Below are 18,204 nucleotides of genomic sequence, written 5' to 3' on the forward strand. Positions count from 1 at the left end.
ACCGTCCATGAATTTTGACATGAATGTGACCATCATCAGTTTCGCCGATTCTCCACGCCGAGAACGCGTCACCGCAAACTTAATGGCCCTCGGCCTTGCGTGGACGTATTTTGACGCCCTTCGCGAACCGCCGGCGCACCTGCCCCAATATGACGAGGCCCAATCTGTTCGCTTTTGGGGGCGCTCCCTCTCACCGGGCGAGATCGGCTGCGCGGCAAGCCACCTCGCAGTACTTAGTGAACTTGCGGCTTCACCCAAAGAGATTTGGACGCTGGTGCTCGAAGATGACGTCGCACTCGATCCAGGCTTCGACTTCAAAGCGCTGCTCACCCTTTGCAAGACCGGAGAGATCGGCTTTTTAAGATTATATGCGCGGCACGCACCCTCCTTGCGGAACGTGACTTGGTTGGGACAACGCGAATTAATCAGGTTCAAGAGAGCCCCGATGGGAACGCAGGCGTACCTGATATCAAGCCGTGATGCCCGCTCATTCGTCAATTCCGTCGAGGCGATCAGCCGCCCCATCGACTGGGAAATGGACCGGTTCTGGCACAACGGCCTCGCCAACTATGCGCTTTTTCCATTTCCGTGCATCGAGTTGACTACCGGCTCGTTGATCAAGAAGCACGTGCAGTCGAATCGACGCCCGTCACCGATTGACAGGTTCGCGTGGTTCGCCTGGAAGTCGAAAGAGGCGCTTCGACGCCTCCTTGCAAACCTTCGGCTACGCCACCGGGACAAGAAGATCCGGAAAGCGTTTCAGCAGCACCCGCTGGAATTCTAGCTTGGGCACTTACCGGAGAGGCCGGCGTCCACGCAAAAAGTTAGAGCCGAACAGGCGAGCCAAATGAATTGAAGCGACGCGGAGTGTAGCACCAATGCAAAAGGTACTCTGGATCTGCGGCCGGCTACCTAGCCCGCTGTTCACCGGCGACGCGCTCTATTCTGCTGGGCTGCTCACGGCGCTAGCGCGCACGAACGCGGTAGACATCACGCTGGTTGGGTCCAGCAGGACTGGCGAAGCGGTGGGCGACTATCTTCTCAATCTGCCCAACACAACCTGCGTCGCTCTACCACCCGCCCAACCTTCAGCTCTCCGAAGCCTGCTCTCGACCCTGCCGCGCGACGCATTCAACCTGAGCACGCCCCAACTACGACAGGTGCTGCCGAACCTGTTGCAAGGGGATTGGGACTGGATTGTAATCGACCATGCCTATTCCTCGGGCCTGCTCTCCATGATCCAACAGCACCGCAAGCATGCTTCGATCTGCTATATCGCGCACAACGCGGAAGGCGCCATCCGCCGGGAGATCGCAAGCAGCTTCAGCAACCCGCTGCGCCAGCTGCTCATGCGATTTGACGCCGACAAGTACCGCAGGCAGGAGAACCGGATTCTGCAAGTGGCGGATGCTGTCACGTGCATCTCGGAAGAGGACGCATCCTACTTCAAACGCGTGTCGCAGAACGTTCACGTAGTTCCGCCGATCTATCTCGGCCACATCAGCGCTCCCAGACCGATTCTGGCCGCTTGCCCCCGCGCACTGCTCCTTGTGGGCTCCTTCGAATGGATAGCCAAGCAAAGGAATCTCGAGCTGATCGTAGAAGGTCTGCTGCCGGCTCTGCAACGTACAGGGATCGTTCTCAACGTTGTAGGCGCGGTTCCCCAGCATCTTCGCGATCGCTTCAGCCGCTTCAGTCCATGCCTGGCTTTCCACGGTCGCGTTGATGATGTATCGCCAGTCGCCGCGGCTTCCCGGGGTGGCTTGGTGCCGGATCTGCTCGGTGGCGGCTTCAAGCTAAAGATCTTGGACTACGCATTTCAACGGCTTCCTATCTTCGGGCTTCGCAACGCACTGGCCGGCACAACGGTCGCGGAACAATCGGCAATGTTCCCCGCGGATAACCTTGAAAGCCTCGCAGAAGCCGTCGTCAGCAACATCGACGACCTTCCCACGCTCAACCGAAATCAGGATACACTGTTCGAATTGCTTTCCGAACGGTTTGGTCTGGAGGCTGGAACCCGCCACCTGTCGAGCGTCTTTCTGTGACGAACGGCATCCCATCTCGGCCCGGCAGTTTGGATTCAACGTAACTTACGCGAATGGCGGTCACAGATGAGTTCAACGAGCGCTAGCACGGTCGGCCCCATTCCTGGGGGCTCGGAAGCTCTTCGGCCAGATTTCGAGCTAAACGCGACCGGAAAGGCCTTGGTTTGGATCTCGATATTGTCCATTCTGTTTCTCGGCCAGATTGCCTACAATATTGGCGAGTTTCCGCTCGCATCCGACCTGGTCTTTTACGCCGTGACCACAGGCTACCTCCTGTTTTCCGGATATGCAGCTATCAGCATTCCCTCGCTGTTCATCCTTGCGACCATGATCGCCTTGGCCGCACTGCGCGTTCCCTTTGCAACCTCTACGACGTCATGGAGTTCGTTTTTGCTTCTATGCGCCCTTTATGCGCCATTTTGCTTCCGCTTGGAACGGCGCGCCGGTCTCCAGCCGGTTCTTGATTACACGCTAAAGGCCTATGTCGCGGCCGCCTCCGTGATTGCAGCAACAGCCGTTTTACAAATCCTGCTGGTGAATGTCCTAAAGCTGACCTCACTGGCCAACATTTACTTTCTCTTACCCTCGTCCATTCGGGGCGCAGGCTCCTACACGTTTTTTCGCCAGGACGGCGGCATCGTAAAAGCCAACGGATTCTTTCTTCGTGAGTCAGCGGACCTATCCCTCGTGACCGGGCTAGCGCTTCTCATTGAATATCGATCTAGGAAAAGGCTCCTCACTTTGGGTTTGCTTGCGACGGGCTTGCTTTGCTCGCTCTCCGGCTCTGGTCTGATCGCGGTATTCGCCGGATTGCTGCTGCCAAAGTCGGTAGGTCGCATTCCTGCTTTCGTCAGCTACGCGGTTGGCACGCTGCTGTTGCTTCTCGTGCTATACAGTCTTGAGCTTCCTTTCCTGACCCCGTGGTTTGGTCGCCTGTCTGAATTTGGGCAAACCGGCACCAGCGCCTATGCTCGCTTCGTAGCCCCCATGGAGATGGTGCAAAACAGCTTCGACAGCGGAACATTCCCAACATGGCTGGGCAAAGGCGCTGGCAGCTTTTTCCGGGACATCGGGATTGGCAGATTCGGCTATGAGGTCGCCGACCCGACTTGGTCTAAAGTGACATACGAGTACGGCTTGATCGGGTTTGTCCTGCTCCTGATCCTAGTGGCTAGCCGGCTATATTCGAGCGCCATGACGCTGGAGACTTGTCACTTCTTGTTGGTGAGTTGGATCATCTTCTCCTTCCTGCTCAAGCCCGGCTACTGTTGCTTGATTTGGCTTCTGACTCTTGTGCCCAAGCCGGCCTCGGGCTCTGCGACGCAATCGACGTTACCTCACCACGCGAAACAGACTAAGCGCGAATTTCATTAGCTTGGGACGGCTGGTCGGCGCATAGCGCCAGCTAGCCAGTGACCGCGAAAGCTGCCTCGGTCCGGCCAGCACCCCCAGTGCCCAGAAAAATAATGACATTCGCTGGGAACATGAGAAACCCTGCGGGTAAGAAAGCGCCTGGAACAAGTCAGATATAATCTGTGCAGCACTGTCACTTTCGATCGGATGGCACTCCGGCCGCAACGCGTAGGACGCAGTCCGTAAACATAGAAATTGCATGTTTCTGTTCAAGGCGTCAGGCGCAACGGGAAACCCAACGTTGGCGGCAACTTCGCGAAAAAACCCGAACCGGCGCTGCGTGACATCCACCTCGCGTGCGAAACGGCGGTCTTCCAACTCGAGGAACGCACCGTGATTGGCGCCGTGGACACGATAATCCACGAGCGGCTTAGGGATTGTAACGACATCTCCGAACGCGGGGGCGGCCGTTACCAGATAACTATCGGGTGCCCTATCGGTAAACTCGGTCCTGAATTTGAAGATGTGATCGACGATCTCGCGTGGATAGGCATTTCCGGACCCCGGCGGGGATGGGTACACGCCCGCAGTGGTGACCCACTCACGAATTTGCTGCGGCGTAGGCGTCACAAAATACTGCGGCAGAATGTTGCCCGTAGCTTTTCCATTTGCGTCGATAGTCCGCATCTGAAACTGAAACTTGCTCGCCTTCTCGCTCCACACGGCAGCAATTTCAGCCATTACGTCCGGATGCAGAGCGTCGTCAGAGTCCAAGAAGATGATCACATCGCCTGACGACCGGTTAAAACCGGTGACGCAGGACCGCATCTGTCCGGCATTTGCCTGCTCTATGAGCGTTATTCTGTTTGCAAATGCCTTAATTACGTCCAGCGAATTATCGGTAGACCCGTCATCGACGACGATCACCTCCACCCTCGGCCACCTCACCCCCAAGGCACTCGAAATTGCGCTCCCCACATACCTTGCATAGTTGTGGTTGGGAATGATCACGGACAGTACTAGTTCAGACGACACTTGAGCCATTCTGACCCCGATTGACGAAAACCAATTAGCTCGTGTTAGACGAGGTCTTGTTTAGACCTATGACAGCCATGGCCAAAGGTTGTGAATGCGAGGCATGACGCGCACAGGCGCCGCGAAATTGTCCAATTGTTTTCACTGATCTGACAACCCTTACATGGTATGTCTTTTGCTCTGCACAAACAGCCGACCCGCACCTCAGAGGGGACTGAATCAGCCGTGTCCGTGGAACTCTATCGGGAACTATCTTGGCTTCCAAGACCGCCTGCCGATTTCTCCTCCCGTTGCAGGGAGCTGGCTAATGGTGGAAGCGACGTCGGAAGGCAAATTCGGCACCTAGCGACCCAGGCGTTGGACGAGCGGCAATTGTCGCGTTTAGGGCGCACTATTCTGTCCCTCCGCAAGCAGGGGCACTCCCTTCGTCCTCTTATCCCGTTTCGCCTCGGCTTAATCGGAAACGGCACTTTGGACCTTATTGTCCCGCTCTTGATTGCTTCGGCAGCACGCCATGGCTTTTCGCTAGAGTGTATTACGGGTGCCTACGATCAGTTCCTGCAGGACGCTCTGCAGCCCGACTCGACCTTGAACACAGCGCGACCTGATGCTGTGCTAGTTGCCCTTGATCATCGTGGCCTCGCCCTGCGAGCCAGTCCGGGCGACGAGCAGGCCGCCGCCAACAGCGTTGAAGCCGCGATCGGCCTACTGGAGTTAATTCGGGCAGCGATTGCCCGCAACAGCGGTGCTTTGTGCATCGTGCAGACCTTAGCGGCTCCGCCGGAAGGACTGTTCGGATCGTTTGATCGTGCGTTGACCGGAACGACAAGGAATCTCGTTGATCGCTTCAATCAACAGGTCTGCGGTTCGGTTCAGCAATCGACGGATTTGCTCCTGGACGTGGCCGGCATCGCCGAAACCGTGGGGCTTGCGGACTGGCATTCCCCAGCGCAATGGAATTTGGCTAAATTGCCGTTCGCCGATGCTTACGTTCCGCTTTACGCTGACCACGTCTGCCGAATCATCAGCGCAATGCGTGGCAAGAGTCGCCGTTGTCTCGTATTGGACCTCGATAATACCGTTTGGGGGGGCGTCATCGGCGATGATGGCCTGGACGGAATTCAATTGGCACAGGGCGACGCCACAGGCGAGGCATTTTTATCGGTTCAACAGGCCGCCCTCACCCTCCGCGCGCGCGGGATCGTCCTTGCGGTTAGTTCCAAGAATACCGATGCCGTGGCGCGCCGGCCATTCAAAGAGCATCCCGACATGCTCCTGAAAGAAGAACACATCGCGGTCTTCCAGGCCAATTGGGACGATAAGGCAGCTAATATCCGCGCCATCGCAAAGGAGCTCTCATTGGGATTGGATTCGCTGGTCTTTCTCGATGACAATCCCGTCGAGCGAGGCCTTATTAGGCGCGAAATTCCCGAAGTCGCGGTCCCCGAATTGGAGAGCGACCCAGCCGACTATGCACGGACGCTCGCCGCCGCGGGGTATTTTGAAGCGACCGAATTCTCCGAAGAAGACCGTTCACGCGCACAGATGTACCAGGCCAACGCCCGTCGGCTGAGTCTGCTAGGGCAGACTTCGGATCTGCAATCTTATCTACGCTCCTTGGAGATGCGCATCGTTTTCGGATCCTTTGACGGCACTACGAGATCACGCGTCACGCAGCTGATCAACAAGAGCAACCAATTCAATCTGACCACTCGCCGCTATACCGAATCTCAGGTGGAGCAGCTTGAACTCGATCAAGAAGCGATGAGCTTGCACGCGAGACTCTTTGATAAGTTCGGAGACAACGGCATCATATGCGTCGTGATATGTCGCCCTTCCCGGCCAGAGACCTGGACCATAGACACATGGTTGATGAGTTGTCGCGTGCTGGGGCGCTGCGTGGAACAAGCGGTCTTGGCAGAAATTCTGCTGCGCGCCCGCGCCGCGGGCGTTTCAATCCTGGAGGGCATTTACATTCCGACAGAGCGAAACGAGATGGTCCGCGAGCACTACGGCAAGCTGGGATTTTCCCGAATCGAGGAGGCCTCCGACGGCAGCATTCGATGGGAGTTGAAGACCGACATGCAGCCCGGCGATTTGCCGATGGCCGTCGAGCGTGAAAAGTCCCAGATGGAGCCCGCCTGATCCGGTCCACAACAACATTGCAAGCTGGCATAGATCGAACTCTCGATGAGTCTTACCTCACCTCTGTTCCTCGCATTCTTGGCAGCCGTCGTGGTCGCAAGCAACGTCACCGACTCTGTCTTTTTCCGCAGGCTTGTCCTTGCCTTGGCCAACGCGATCTTCATCGCAAGCTATCTTACCGATTACAGTCAGGCATTGCCGCTCCTCGGATTTCTGCTGCTGGGCTATCTATGGACCTCAGTTCTTTATGCGCGGAAATCTACGCTCGTGTTGGGCCTTGGTATCCTTAGCGTATTGAGCTGTTATGTTTTTCTAAAACGTTTCTCCTTCTTCGAAGATGTGGGGCAGCTTTCCTTTCCTTATTTGACGATCGGACTCTCCTACATTCTTTTTCGCATTCTGCACATCATGGTGGACGTTCGCTCGGGAGACATTGCCGAGCGAATCCCTCCGATCGCGTTCTTCCGATACACCTGCAACTTTCTGTGCTTTGTTTCCGGCCCGATTCAACGTTATCAAGAATTTCGCTCCGCCGACGGCATTGCCGTCGTCAAGCTCGATTCGACCGTCGTCTATCAGGCCTTCGCGAGAATCACTGCCGGCTACCTAAAGTTCGTCGTCGTTGCAGCCACGGCGGAATACGCGTTTTCATTTTTGAAGCCTCAGCTTTTCCAGCTCGGCGATCTCCCGCTGATGAAGCTTTGTGCAATTTATGGCCTAGTGGCTTCGCTATACACGATCTACCTCTACTACAACTTCTCAGGGTATATGGATATTGTAGTCGGAAGCGGGCTCTTGCTCGGGCAAGTCCTGCCGGAAAACTTCGATAGGCCTTTTTCGGCTCGCAGCTTTTTGGAATTCTGGCAACGCTGGCACATGACATTGTCGCAATGGTTCAAGTTTTACCTGTTCAACCCCCTTGTCATGTTGTTGATGTCTTGCTTCCCCGCGCCTGCGCTAACGGCGTATCTTGGCGTTCTGGCGTTCTTCATTACATTTCTTGTCATGGGCGTTTGGCATGGCACAACCGCCGTATTCGTTGTGTACGGACTGCTCATGGGGGCCGGCGCGAGCATCAATAAACTTTGGCAGGTCGCGTGCAACGAGCGATTGGGAAAGAAGGGTTATCGGACGCTGACCTCGTCCGTAGCGTACATCTATATTTCGCGCGGTATTACCGTCGGCTATTTTGTGATTGCATTGACCTGTTTATGGGTGCCCGAGCTGTCGAATTTCAATTCGCTGCTCGCCAAGCTTGGCCCCGCGGGAATATCGCTGGCCTTTGTTGCGATAGCCGTCGCATTCGCGCTTTTCTGGTTCGTCGCCGATCATATTGTTCCGCGCGTGACGGTGCCGGAGGCGCTAGCGACGATCCGTGATAGCTTGCTGGGCAAAAACCTCGCACTGGCAGGCAAGATGATGGCGATCGTCGTAGTCGCTACTCTGCTTCATAAGGCTCCCGACTTCGTCTACAAGGCGTTTTGAGTGAAATACATCCTTCAACAGGCCGCACTGACGTTTGCGTCCTTCGCGCTTCTCTACGGTTTGGTGGGAGGTGTTTCCTTTCTGGTTTTCCCGGACCCTTCGCGCGGAGGAGTTCGGGACTTCCAAGCCGCCGAACGCACCTTGTTCATGACCGTTCCGAAGTATGTGTTCCTGGGACGCAGCGTGCTCGACGGCCCAGGCAACAAGGTGCTCGTCGTGGGAGCATCCAACGCAGCGGTTGGATTTTTGCAGCGACGCATTCAATCAAAATTTGAATGCGCCCAGGTAAGTAACTTGGCCATCGGCGGCTCCAATGTCTCGGAGGTCAAGCAGGTCATCGACCTGATCCATGAGACGCAAGGCAATCGAGACCGCACCCTCAATACATTCGTGATCAGCGTATGGTACGGGATGTTTGTCGATTCGGAGATCAAGTACGTCGATCCGGACCGAAACCGCGGCGACACCGACCTCGATATTGAACGATACAGGTACGGCTTCTATAGACGGACACCTGAAGGCCCGGTAGCAGTCCTACCGCCGAATTGGCTTGATGTCGGAGTGATGATGCTTCGTCCGCTATTGCTGGTTGAAAAGGCCGCACGCGAGGCGAGGTCGGCCGCCAATCTGCTCCTTACAGGCCGCCGGTCCGCGCAACGGACCGAGATCGAGCGCGAAGCCGCTGTGATGTCGGAGCAAGAAAAAAGAAACGCTTTGGATTATTGGGACAAAACCATGGGATCTACCAGCAGGATATCTGAGAAGGAGGTAGACCTGCTGAGGAACGTGATAGGATCCTTGGTGAACGCCGGAGAAACAGTGCTGCTCGTGGATCTCCCGATTCCCGCCTGGCATCGAGATAGAAGTCCCTATCACCAGGACTACGAACAAAAGATAGAGGATCTGTCTCGGCAATTCAAAGATCGACCGAACTTTGTCTCGATGTCCATGAGCGATCTGGACGGAAACGAAGACTACTCTGACGAGGTACATGCTAAGCGGCACTTGGCAAATATCTGGTCGGACAGGTTGGCGGATGTCTTGAATCCGCTTGTTTGCGACAAGACTGCCAAGCCTCAGGCTTCGCTGCACGCTCCGGAGCAATCCGCAACGACATCGGGCCGTTGAAAAGCCATCCGAACGGTGGCGAATGGCCGACGTTTCGATCCGTTAAAAGGACCCCCATGGATCAATCCCAGATTTACTCCAGAATAACAACTGTCTTCCGCGATGTCTTCGACGAGGAAGACCTCGATCTGACGCCCGAAACAACGGCCGACGATGTTGATGGCTGGGATAGCCTGTCCCACATTCGCTTGGTTTTGGCGGTTTCGAAATCCTTCGGCATCAAATTCTCCGCATCCGAGATTGGTGGCCTGAAGAACGTCGGTGAACTGGTCGCGCTTATTCAGAAGAAACTTTGAGAAGTCGCGTGCCTGCATCGCCCCATATCGCTCCAGCATTGGCGAACCTTTCCTTTCACCATTTGGGCTTGGCTGTTGCGTCTCGCGACGACGCCTTTCGCTACCTAGCGTCGCTTGGATATTCGCCCGGAAATTCGGTGTTTGACCCTCTACAGAGGGTCAACCTGGCCATGCACCACCACCCCACTATGCCCGATATTGAGGTGATTTGGCCTGGGGACGGTCCCTCTCCGGTCGACAAGCTTATCGAAAAGACGGGCTCAATGATTTATCATATATGCTATGCATGCCCCGACGCAGACGCGGCGCTAGGTGCGCTTTCGGCTGCCGGCAATGAGGTCATAACCCTTAGCCCGCCTACCGCCGCGGTGTTGTTTGATGGGCAGGAAGTTTCGTTTCACCATGTCTCTGGCTTCGGTCTTATCGAAATATTGCATACGAGCCTGCAACCAGGGCGGCAGCAGCCAGAATAGCGGACTACCAATGTCAAACCTTGCTCTTTGCAACATCCTGCGGCAGGCCAATCAGGCTTTATGCGCGGTACTCATTGCCTTACAGATCTCTACAGGATCGGCCTATGCTCAGGATCTCGGTAAGAAAACCGCGCCAATTTACGGCGGCACAGGAGTTGCGTCGCAATCGAGCGATCGCTTCCAAGGCATGAGCGGGACTTACGCGCCAGTCCACAAGACACCAGATGGCCAAGCCTGCATCTCGGTCCATCCGATGGCTCGCCCTCAAACACTGAACCCAAAAATTATCGATCAGGTCGTGCTCGTGGGTAACATCTGTGGCCAATCGATCCGGATCGAAGTTTGCTACGCCGGCAGTAAGGACTGTATTATTGTGCCGTTGGTGGGGTATCAAAAGCTGCAAAGGACTTTAGGAGTCGCGCCAGGATCGACTTCATTCAGATATCAGTACCGTGAACTCTATTGAACCGTCTTGAAGCCCGGCCAGTTCTGCGCTCCTTGTCCCCAACGATGCGGCTGGTGAAGTATTCATCGGCGCCGGCCTGAGAACCAATATTTCGATGAACAGAGCTCGACGAAGCGCCGGCAAAGTCCACATCGGTTCCTATGGCCTCAGCGGATTGGTGGTCGCCTGCGCTTTGGCCGCAGCTCTGTTGTTTTGGTTGAAGCCCTCCCGGAGTGACGCTCTCAAACCTAACGAGGCTGTTGTCCAGTACACGCTTCAGTTGAGCGACCCGATATCGCCGGCAGCTGCCGGAACCATTGTGGCTATCTCCGACGGCATTTTCGCCCAAGCCGGACTCAACATCCGCGTGCACTCAGGCTCGGTGGACAACGATGCCATCGCAGCAGTCGTAGCCGATGAGAATACCATCGGCCTGGCTTCAACCGCCGGATTTTTAAAGGCGCGATCTGAAGGCTCGCCAATTCTGGCTTTCGCCGGAAGCTTTGCAGTCAGCTCCGTCCAGTTTTTTACGCTGCCCGACACCGCGCTTTTGAAGCCGTCGGACCTCGAGGGCAAACGCATTGGATATAAGGGCGGGCCGGAACTCTCGGCTGTTTTCTACGAGTTTGTCAGAAAGAACTCCCTGGCGCAGAGCAGGATTGTTTTGATCGAAAGTGGAGCGGCGCTGCAGGATCTCCTGGACCGAAAGATAGATGTGCTTCTTGGGCGCGCGGACGTCGAAGGTCAGCAATTGTCGCAATTGAACATCGACTATAGGACCCTTAGCCCCGACGGCTACGGCGTCCATGCTGCCGGACCGGTATACTTTGTTCAGGAGCGCGCCCTTGCCAAGCGACGCAATCTTGAAAAGTTCATCACCGGTACGGCGGAGGGTTGGAGTGCCGCCTACGCCGATTATGGAAGAACAATTCCTGAAATCGCCAATTCCACTTCCCCTCCTCTCCCGATCGCTTTGACATCTCGCCTGATGGATAATCAGCGCCGTTTCTTGCGCCCCTTTGGCACGAGATTTGGCGAGCTAGATGAGAGACGCATTCGTGTTCTGGCATCCCAACTTTTGCAGCGACGTATCATTCAGGAGCCCGTGGATCTAAACCGTGCAATCAACTACGATGTTTTGAAAGAGGCCTACCGTAAGGAGGCACGTAACCTAGATCGCAGCGAGCCTTGATCCAATGTCAAGCGGTACTCAAGCTATTGTCTTTGGTGGTGCCGGCTTCATCGGGACTCACCTGACAAGCTACCTAGTGTCATCCGGCAAGTATGATCGCGTTGTTTCCATCGACATCAGCGAACCTAGAAGTCGCGTTGCCGGCGTCGAATATCTGCACCATGATGTGCGTGACACGATTGCCCCCGGCATCTCCAACGGAGACCCTGTCGACATCTTCAATCTTGCGGCCGTTCACGTCACGCCAGGTCACCCGGACGGCGATTACTACTACACCAACGTCTTAGGGGCGGTTAACGTTTGCAGGTTTGCCGACGAAATCGGCTGCAAGGATATTGTTTTCACGAGCTCCATCTCGATCTATGGACCAAGCGAGGCCGCGCTTGATGAGGACGCCATGCCGAGGCCTGTAAGCGCCTACGGCCGCTCAAAGCTTGCGGCCGAAAAAATACATTTGCTTTGGCAATCCGGGGCACCGAACCGGAAGCTGACCATTGTTCGGCCCGCTGTCATCTACGGACTTTACGAGCGTGGAAATTTTACGCGTCTGTCGCGGATGATGCAAAAAAAGGCTTTCATCTATCCTGGCAGAACGGACACCATCAAATCCTGTGGCTACGTCAAGGATCTCATCAGCTCGATGATCTACATGCCGGCGCGAAATCACGGCGTATCGATCTATAATTTCTGCTTTGAGCGCAGATATTCCATCAGCGAGATATGCGCTTCTTTCTCGAGGGTCGCTGGTTATGCCCAACCGCAGCTCACCGTTCCGATTTGGTTGATGAATCTCGCAGTGCTTCCGTTTGAAATCCTGCAAAGCGTTGGCCTAAAGACGGGGATCAACCGCGAGCGGGTAAAGAAATTGTGGTTTTCCACGAATATTCTACCCAAACGCCTCGTCGCGAACGGTTTCGAGTTTTCCTATGATATGGATGCCTCGCTCGCAGAATGGAGACGAGATTCCACTCTGAAGGATTTCGATTAGCCGTTCTTCTAAGGGGGCTCCCATCGGCTACCCACAAAGCTTACGTTCGCACCACGAGACAACGTGACGAGTGTGTCCACCGCAAATGCGGCCCTCAGCTACGCCCGCTTCACGGCGACTATTGGCTTGTGCGCGGTCGTTGCCCTCGCACCGCTGCCATTTGCGTCCATGGACATGCGGATTGTGGCGGTCTGGATACTTTTGCTGTCGGCCGTGCTCCTTTTGGCGAGTTTGCGACCAGTAAGCTCTCGCGACCTTTCATTCATCATCGGCTTCGCAACAATTTCGCTGGCTTGGACCTTTGTTGTTGGCGCACAGTTAGGAACAGCTTCGCTGCCATCCGCATGGTTGACGGCTTCGATTTGGCAGCAGGCCTCGGCTATTCTAGGGCAAGATTTAACTGGCTCGGTTTCGGTAGCGCGAAATCAGCCGTTTTTTGCTATGGGATCACAGATCGCTTGTTGGATGTCGATGCTCTGCGGCTATCTGGTCGGCCGTGATAGACGTGCTGCCCGTTGGCTGTTGATGGCCTTTTTAGCATCCGCACTAGCCTACGCGGTGTATGGATTGTTCGCGTTCATCTTTTGGCCCAACTATTTACTTTGGCACCAAAAATTCAATTATTTGAATGCGGTGACAGCGACCTTCATCAATCCAAATGTTGCGGCCTCGTACTTCGGAGCCGCAAGCGTTGGATGGTTATTGGTTTTTGCGAGCTCAATGAACAACAGCTCGGCTCCGCTTTCTTGGCGCGAGCAGATCAGGTTTCGCCGTCGAGTGGCGTCTTCGCAAACAGTGCTCCACCTGCTGGCCTGTTTCGTCATCCTGGCTGCGACCATGATGACCGGCTCGCGCGCTGGTTCGGTTGTGTCCCTGCTTTGCATGGCGGGGGCTCTCGGAACTCACTTCCGCAATCAATTGAAACAGCGGCACTTGTTGTGGGTTTTTCCGATCGCGGCCGTAATATTGATTATTGGAGCAATTTCGATTTTTGCGCCCAGCGTCAACCGTAGATTTGGCACCCAGGGCTTCTTTGATGCCGGACGCTGGCACGCCTATTTGTCAATGGCCGAAATCATCAAGGAGTATCCATGGTTCGGTTCCGGACTTGGGACCTTTCGCTGGATCTTTCCAGCGTATCGGAGCGGAGAGCTTCCTTCCTATGGCACGTGGGAACAGGGCCATAATACCACCCTGGAATTTGCCTCAGAAATGGGCATCCCCTTCACCGCGATCGTAGCAGCCGGCTGGCTGGTCGCCCTTCTCATTCTCGGGCGCGGAATAACACGGCGCAATCGGGACGGAATTTTTCCAACGGCGGCCTTTTGGGTCGCTACCTTGGCGGCAGTTCATTCGCAGGTCGATTTTCCCCTGCAAATTCCGGGCTTTAGTTTGGCGATCTGCCCCATCCTGGGTATGGGAATGGCTCAATCCTTTTCAAGCAGTGAACCGCCATTAACCTAACCTCACAGGGTGCTTTGCGGCACTGTACATTTGCCTAATTTTCTTTTAAAAACACGCAATTAGGTCACAAAGTGGATGGTTTGATCATGAAGGCACCAGAAGGCTCGGCGTTTTCGAAGTACATTTTCTTCTCAGCCGCGCTCTGTGCGCTGACATTGTACTTTCCCACCGGCGCCATTGCCGCCTGCGTAAGCGATGCTGACGCTGCCCAAAAGGCGGCGAATTTTACCACCAATCCATCATCCCTTTTGGATGGACCCAATGGACCTCGCACGTCCGAAGAGATCGCGGCAGATGTCCAGACCTTCGTCGCCTCCTATCCTCAGGCGCTGCCGGCGGTGCTTAGTGTCCTCAAGGACTTGACCGGCAAGGGACCATCGACCTCCGACCTCCAAAAAGCTATCGGCACCGGCCTCGGTAAGGCGGCGAATGTTTGCAAAACGACCGACCTGACTTTCGCTTTGGAAATTCAAGGCGACCTTGGTGCGACCGGGTCGCCCGATGCAAACGGCCAGTACGCTGCCGTTACCGGAAACGATCCGACCCGAAGCGTAGCTCTGTCAGGGGCCACGACAGGATCTTCCGGCGGCGTTGGCGGTCAGACGACACCGACCGGGGGTGCATTCTCCGGGACATCCTTCCAGAGCTTCGTATCGAACAGCGTCTCTAACAACCCGACGAACTATTTCAGTTCGAGCGTTGGCGGAGCGGGATCAGCAGGCGGGAGCAACACCACGACGATCATCTGCTCTGTCTCAGGGACCTGTCCCTGAGCATTTGAGCATCGCAGTTTGGCCTTCGTGATGCTTTAAATCACGCTTATCTGCGCTCGGAGCGGTTAGCCTCTATTCGGCCGCCGCGGCGCAGCTCATCAGACAGACGGGTCGGATGCTTCAGACACGAATTTCATCTCCCTCTCCGGCACAGGTTCAAAGCACCGATTCAGCCTCGCTGGAACAGACTGTTTCGTCGGCCATCGGTCTCGTTGCTCGGCAATATCCCGTGATGATTATCACGGTTCTCCTCTGCCTGGGTCTTGCAGGCACGTATTTGTTAGGGGCGACCAAGCGCTACACCGGGACCGCTGTCCTTATGATCGACAGCCGCAAGATGCAGGGACTTCAAACACAATCGGCGGTTGGCGGAGATAATCCTATAGATTCGGCGATGGTCGACAGCCAGGTTGAAGTGCTGAAATCGGAGACGATCGCCTCCGCGGTCATCCGGGACCTCCGTCTCTTGGACTCCCCAGACTTTATGCAAGAGGACGCTGGGCTGCTGAGCGGGCTATCGCAGCTGCTTTCGAGCTTTTTCCCTGAAGAAAAGCCATCTGACGATGGACTGATGCGAGCCGCCGTTGGGAGGATTCAGAGCGGGCTCACGATCAAGCGGGTCGGATTTAGCTATGTTATCGAGATAGCATACCAGTCCACCTCGCCAGAGTTGGCCGCGCGGATCGCCAACGCGGTCGCAGAGAATTACATTACAGATTCTCTTGAATCGAAATATCAGGCTTCGCGCCGTGCGGCGGTCTGGCTTCAAGACCGGCTCAAAGAACTCCGCGCCCAGGCCTCTGCGGCGGAGCGGACAGTGGTCGATTACAAGGCAAAAAACAACATCGTTGACGCAGGCGGACGTCTGCTGACCGAGCAACAGTTGGCGGAGATCAACAGCGCTTTGACCGAGGCTCGCGCAAAGCGCGCCGAGGCCCAGGCCAAGCTCGAGCGCATTACCTCGATCTTGAATGCGGACGACAATGATTCGCGAGTGATCCTGAACGATTTGGGCGCCGTCAACGATTCAATGGCTAACCCCGTCATCACCAAGTTGAGGCAGACCTATCTCGATTATGCGGGCCGCGCTGCGGATTGGTCCAATCGATATGGTCCAACTCATTTGGCCGTGGTCAATTTGCGCAATCAAATGCGCGAAATTCGGCACTCCATTATCGATGAGCTCCGACGCACGGCAGAAGGCTACAAGAGCGACCTGGCGATCGCCAAGGCGCGTGAAGAATCCAGCCAGAAAAGCCTGAACGAGACGATCGCCGTTTCCAATGATACAAGCCAAGCCCAGATCGTTTTGAAGGACCTCGAGAGCAACGCGCAGAGCGCGCGCGCGCTGTCAGAGAATTTCCTTCAGCTCTACATGGTATCAGTCCAGCAGCAGTCATTCCCGATTACCGAAGCAAGGGTCATCACCCAGGCCTCACAATTGTCGACGCCGAAGACTTCTCCCAAGTCTGCTTTGGTTCTCCTCGCGGGTATCGTCGGCGGATGCATCCTCTCGGGCTTAGTGGCGATTTTCCTCGAAATGCTGGACCGCGTCTTCCGCACCGTCCATCAGGTTGAACGCTTGCTTCAGACCAACTGTTTAGCATCCATTCCGGTGATCGGGTCGGAGGCAGAAGCTGGAATGGGACTGCCCTTGAAGCTCATCAAACGGTGGTCCCCATTGTCCAGGAGCAGAGCGGAGGCATGGTCGCGATCCAGCGAAGCAGCGGGTAAATCGCTGCGCGCCGATGTAGGGAGAACTCATTCACGATCCAGCACTGACCGGCTGCTCACCATCGATAACAGCGTCGGACGGTTCGCGATCAACTCGCCCTTTTCCCGATTTGCGGAGGCACTCCGGTCGATCAAATTGGCGGCCGACTTGAGCAAGTTCGGGACGCCACACAAAGTCTTGGGCATCACATCCGCTCTTCCCAATGAAGGAAAATCCACCGTTAGCGAAGCCTTGGCTCAGACCACGGCACAAAGTGGCCTACGTACACTTCTGATTGACGGAGACCTCCGTAACCCAAGCCTCACCGACCGGCTTGCACGGTCGGCCGATGCTGGATTGATTGAAGTCGTATTTGGCAAGGCCGATCTAACGGACGTGATCTGGGTCGATCCGCAAACCAATCTGCATTTTCTTCCTTGCGTGGCGGCGTCTCGATTTTCGAACTCGAGTGATCTGCTGGCGTCCGTGCAAATGGAGAAGCTTTTTCAGCATCTTCGTGAACAGTACGACCGGATCATTTTGGACTTGAGCCCTATGGCTCCTGTGATCGACGTTCGCGCCACCGGCGGTCTCGTCGACTCCTACATTCTCATTGTCGAGTGGGCCAAAGCGAAGGTCGACGTGGTCGAGCGAGTCTTGCGGGAAAATCCCCTTGTTCGCGAGCACATGCTCGGCGCCGTTCTTAACAAGGTGAACTTGGCCGCGATGAACCGCTACGATTCCTATAGCGGAGGCTATTACCGCAACCGATACTACAAACGCTACGGATACGTGGACTAGTCAGCCAACGATGACGGCCGTCATTAATGCTTTTGGCAGATTGACAGCCGTTCTTATCGCCGTGAGCTCGGCAAGCTGGGCGGTCTCCTTCCTCTCTAATTTGGATGAGGGAGTCGCACTGAATAATGTAGCCAACGCCGTGTTGTCCGGCAGCGGATTTAAGCGAAATTCTGTGTCCGAAGCAGCATTGTCAGCTGCTGAGACTCGCAAATTCTGCAATCCACGCGAAATCAGAGCGGCTACGGTCATCCGCCTGCGCCTCTATGAGACCGCCGTCGACTCTCCCGACATGCGGCTTGCCGATCAGCGCCTGACGGCGCTTCGGTCATCGGTTAGAGAAGCTCTCGGGTGCGTTCCGACTGACGGGCTATTGTGGTTCATCGAATATTGGAGCGCCATCAATCAAGGCGGCTATGTAAGCGATCACCTCGAAGCTTTGCGGTTGTCCTACCGGTTGGCCCCTTACGAGGGCTGGATTGCGCTCCGCAGCCCGTACGTGCTGGCAATCTATGATACGCTTCCGCCGGACCTTCAGGAAAACGCCCGCAACGAGTTCACGTCCATTGTTAGAACGGGCTGGATCCGCGACGCGGTGAAAATCCTCAAAGGAGCCGGGTGGAGGCATCACCAAGTCCTCTTGGCCGGGCTTGGAACGGTGAGCTTGGATTTTCGTCTCCAATTAGCCCGCGCGCTGCGCGCCGAAGGCTTAATGGCGGACGTTCCAGGGGTTGAGCCGCAAGAGTTTAGACCTTGGAGATATTAGTTCTGAAGTCGTCCTTCAAAGTCTAATCCTCTTATCACGGATCCCCGAGATTAGGAGAAAGTGGAACCGTATGAGTTGTTCAACTTGAAATCACAGCAGAT

At 55.6% G+C, this 18,204-nt stretch carries 16 protein-coding genes; 15 read left to right on the plus strand and 1 reads right to left on the minus strand.

Annotation, left to right across the window (positions count from 1 at the left end):
* Positions 1 to 19: 19 nt before the first annotated feature.
* From RX329_RS34745 to RX329_RS34755, 3 genes are all read left to right on the plus strand, one after another.
* Entirely contained in the window at positions 20 to 784 is a 765-nt protein-coding gene (locus RX329_RS34745; protein WP_317244999.1) for a glycosyltransferase family 25 protein, read from the plus strand.
* Between the two features lie 94 nt (positions 785 to 878).
* Positions 879 to 2,048 (plus strand): glycosyltransferase, encoded by a 1,170-nt coding sequence (locus RX329_RS34750; RefSeq protein WP_317245000.1) that lies wholly within the window; start codon positions 879 to 881, stop codon positions 2,046 to 2,048.
* 177 nt (positions 2,049 to 2,225) lie between these two features.
* A complete protein-coding gene (locus RX329_RS34755; protein ID WP_317245001.1) occupies positions 2,226 to 3,422 on the plus strand; it encodes a hypothetical protein in 1,197 nt (398 codons plus the stop codon).
* On the opposite strand, the gene RX329_RS34760 is transcribed toward RX329_RS34755, so the two are convergent.
* Positions 3,381 to 4,445 (minus strand): glycosyltransferase family 2 protein, encoded by a 1,065-nt coding sequence (locus RX329_RS34760; RefSeq protein ID WP_317245002.1) that lies wholly within the window; start codon positions 4,443 to 4,445, stop codon positions 3,381 to 3,383. The two genes, RX329_RS34755 and RX329_RS34760, sit on opposite strands and share 42 nt — an antisense overlap.
* 462 nt (positions 4,446 to 4,907) lie before the next feature.
* Between RX329_RS34760 and RX329_RS34765 the strand changes: the two genes are divergently transcribed.
* The 12 genes from RX329_RS34765 (at position 4,908) to RX329_RS34815 (ending at position 18,103) form a co-directional block, all read left to right on the plus strand.
* Positions 4,908 to 6,581, plus strand: a complete 1,674-nt coding sequence (locus RX329_RS34765) for an HAD-IIIC family phosphatase (RefSeq protein ID WP_317245003.1) — start codon at positions 4,908 to 4,910, stop codon at positions 6,579 to 6,581.
* Between the two features lie 45 nt (positions 6,582 to 6,626).
* A complete protein-coding gene (locus RX329_RS34770) occupies positions 6,627 to 8,066 on the plus strand; it encodes an MBOAT family O-acyltransferase (protein ID WP_317245004.1) in 1,440 nt (479 codons plus the stop codon).
* Positions 8,067 to 9,194, plus strand: coding sequence for a hypothetical protein (locus RX329_RS34775; protein ID WP_317245005.1), 1,128 nt, complete (start codon positions 8,067 to 8,069; stop codon positions 9,192 to 9,194).
* Positions 9,195 to 9,250: 56 nt separating this feature from the next.
* Positions 9,251 to 9,490, plus strand: coding sequence for an acyl carrier protein (locus RX329_RS34780; protein ID WP_317245006.1), 240 nt, complete (start codon positions 9,251 to 9,253; stop codon positions 9,488 to 9,490).
* A gap of 8 nt (positions 9,491 to 9,498) precedes the next feature.
* Positions 9,499 to 9,963 (plus strand): VOC family protein, encoded by a 465-nt coding sequence (locus RX329_RS42110; protein ID WP_377827873.1) that lies wholly within the window; start codon positions 9,499 to 9,501, stop codon positions 9,961 to 9,963.
* 10 nt (positions 9,964 to 9,973) lie between these two features.
* Complete coding sequence (locus RX329_RS34785; protein ID WP_317245007.1) at positions 9,974 to 10,429, plus strand: hypothetical protein; 456 nt, start codon at positions 9,974 to 9,976, stop codon at positions 10,427 to 10,429.
* A 298-nt stretch (positions 10,430 to 10,727) separates the two neighbouring features.
* Positions 10,728 to 11,600, plus strand: coding sequence for an ABC transporter substrate-binding protein (locus RX329_RS34790; RefSeq protein ID WP_317245008.1), 873 nt, complete (start codon positions 10,728 to 10,730; stop codon positions 11,598 to 11,600).
* Between the two features lie 4 nt (positions 11,601 to 11,604).
* Positions 11,605 to 12,588 (plus strand): NAD-dependent epimerase/dehydratase family protein, encoded by a 984-nt coding sequence (locus RX329_RS34795; protein WP_317245009.1) that lies wholly within the window; start codon positions 11,605 to 11,607, stop codon positions 12,586 to 12,588.
* A gap of 63 nt (positions 12,589 to 12,651) precedes the next feature.
* Positions 12,652 to 14,052, plus strand: a complete 1,401-nt coding sequence (locus tag RX329_RS34800; RefSeq protein ID WP_317245010.1) for an O-antigen ligase family protein — start codon at positions 12,652 to 12,654, stop codon at positions 14,050 to 14,052.
* 86 nt (positions 14,053 to 14,138) lie between these two features.
* Positions 14,139 to 14,825, plus strand: coding sequence for a hypothetical protein (locus tag RX329_RS34805; protein ID WP_317245012.1), 687 nt, complete (start codon positions 14,139 to 14,141; stop codon positions 14,823 to 14,825).
* Between the two features lie 115 nt (positions 14,826 to 14,940).
* The gene (locus RX329_RS34810) at positions 14,941 to 17,340 is read left to right on the plus strand and encodes a polysaccharide biosynthesis tyrosine autokinase (RefSeq protein ID WP_317245013.1); all 2,400 of its coding nucleotides are present in this window, start codon (positions 14,941 to 14,943) and stop codon (positions 17,338 to 17,340) included.
* Between the two features lie 10 nt (positions 17,341 to 17,350).
* Positions 17,351 to 18,103 (plus strand): hypothetical protein, encoded by a 753-nt coding sequence (locus RX329_RS34815; protein WP_317245014.1) that lies wholly within the window; start codon positions 17,351 to 17,353, stop codon positions 18,101 to 18,103.
* The last annotated feature ends 101 nt before the right edge of the window (positions 18,104 to 18,204 follow it).

Source organism: Bradyrhizobium sp. BWC-3-1 (assembly GCF_032917965.1).
Taxonomy (GTDB): domain Bacteria; phylum Pseudomonadota; class Alphaproteobacteria; order Rhizobiales; family Xanthobacteraceae; genus Bradyrhizobium; species Bradyrhizobium canariense_D.

Coding starts and splice junctions, on each gene's coding strand:
- RX329_RS34780 (WP_317245006.1), top strand. CDS start 9,251: ATGGATCAATCCCAGATTTACTCCAGAATAACAACTGTCTTCCGCGAT.
- RX329_RS34770 (WP_317245004.1), top strand. CDS start 6,627: ATGAGTCTTACCTCACCTCTGTTCCTCGCATTCTTGGCAGCCGTCGTG.
- RX329_RS34795 (WP_317245009.1), top strand. CDS start 11,605: ATGTCAAGCGGTACTCAAGCTATTGTCTTTGGTGGTGCCGGCTTCATC.
- RX329_RS34805 (WP_317245012.1), top strand. CDS start 14,139: ATGAAGGCACCAGAAGGCTCGGCGTTTTCGAAGTACATTTTCTTCTCA.
- RX329_RS34815 (WP_317245014.1), top strand. CDS start 17,351: ATGACGGCCGTCATTAATGCTTTTGGCAGATTGACAGCCGTTCTTATC.
- RX329_RS34760 (WP_317245002.1), bottom strand. CDS start 4,445: ATGGCTCAAGTGTCGTCTGAACTAGTACTGTCCGTGATCATTCCCAAC.
- RX329_RS34750 (WP_317245000.1), top strand. CDS start 879: ATGCAAAAGGTACTCTGGATCTGCGGCCGGCTACCTAGCCCGCTGTTC.
- RX329_RS34745 (WP_317244999.1), top strand. CDS start 20: ATGAATGTGACCATCATCAGTTTCGCCGATTCTCCACGCCGAGAACGC.
- RX329_RS34785 (WP_317245007.1), top strand. CDS start 9,974: ATGTCAAACCTTGCTCTTTGCAACATCCTGCGGCAGGCCAATCAGGCT.
- RX329_RS34810 (WP_317245013.1), top strand. CDS start 14,941: ATGCTTCAGACACGAATTTCATCTCCCTCTCCGGCACAGGTTCAAAGC.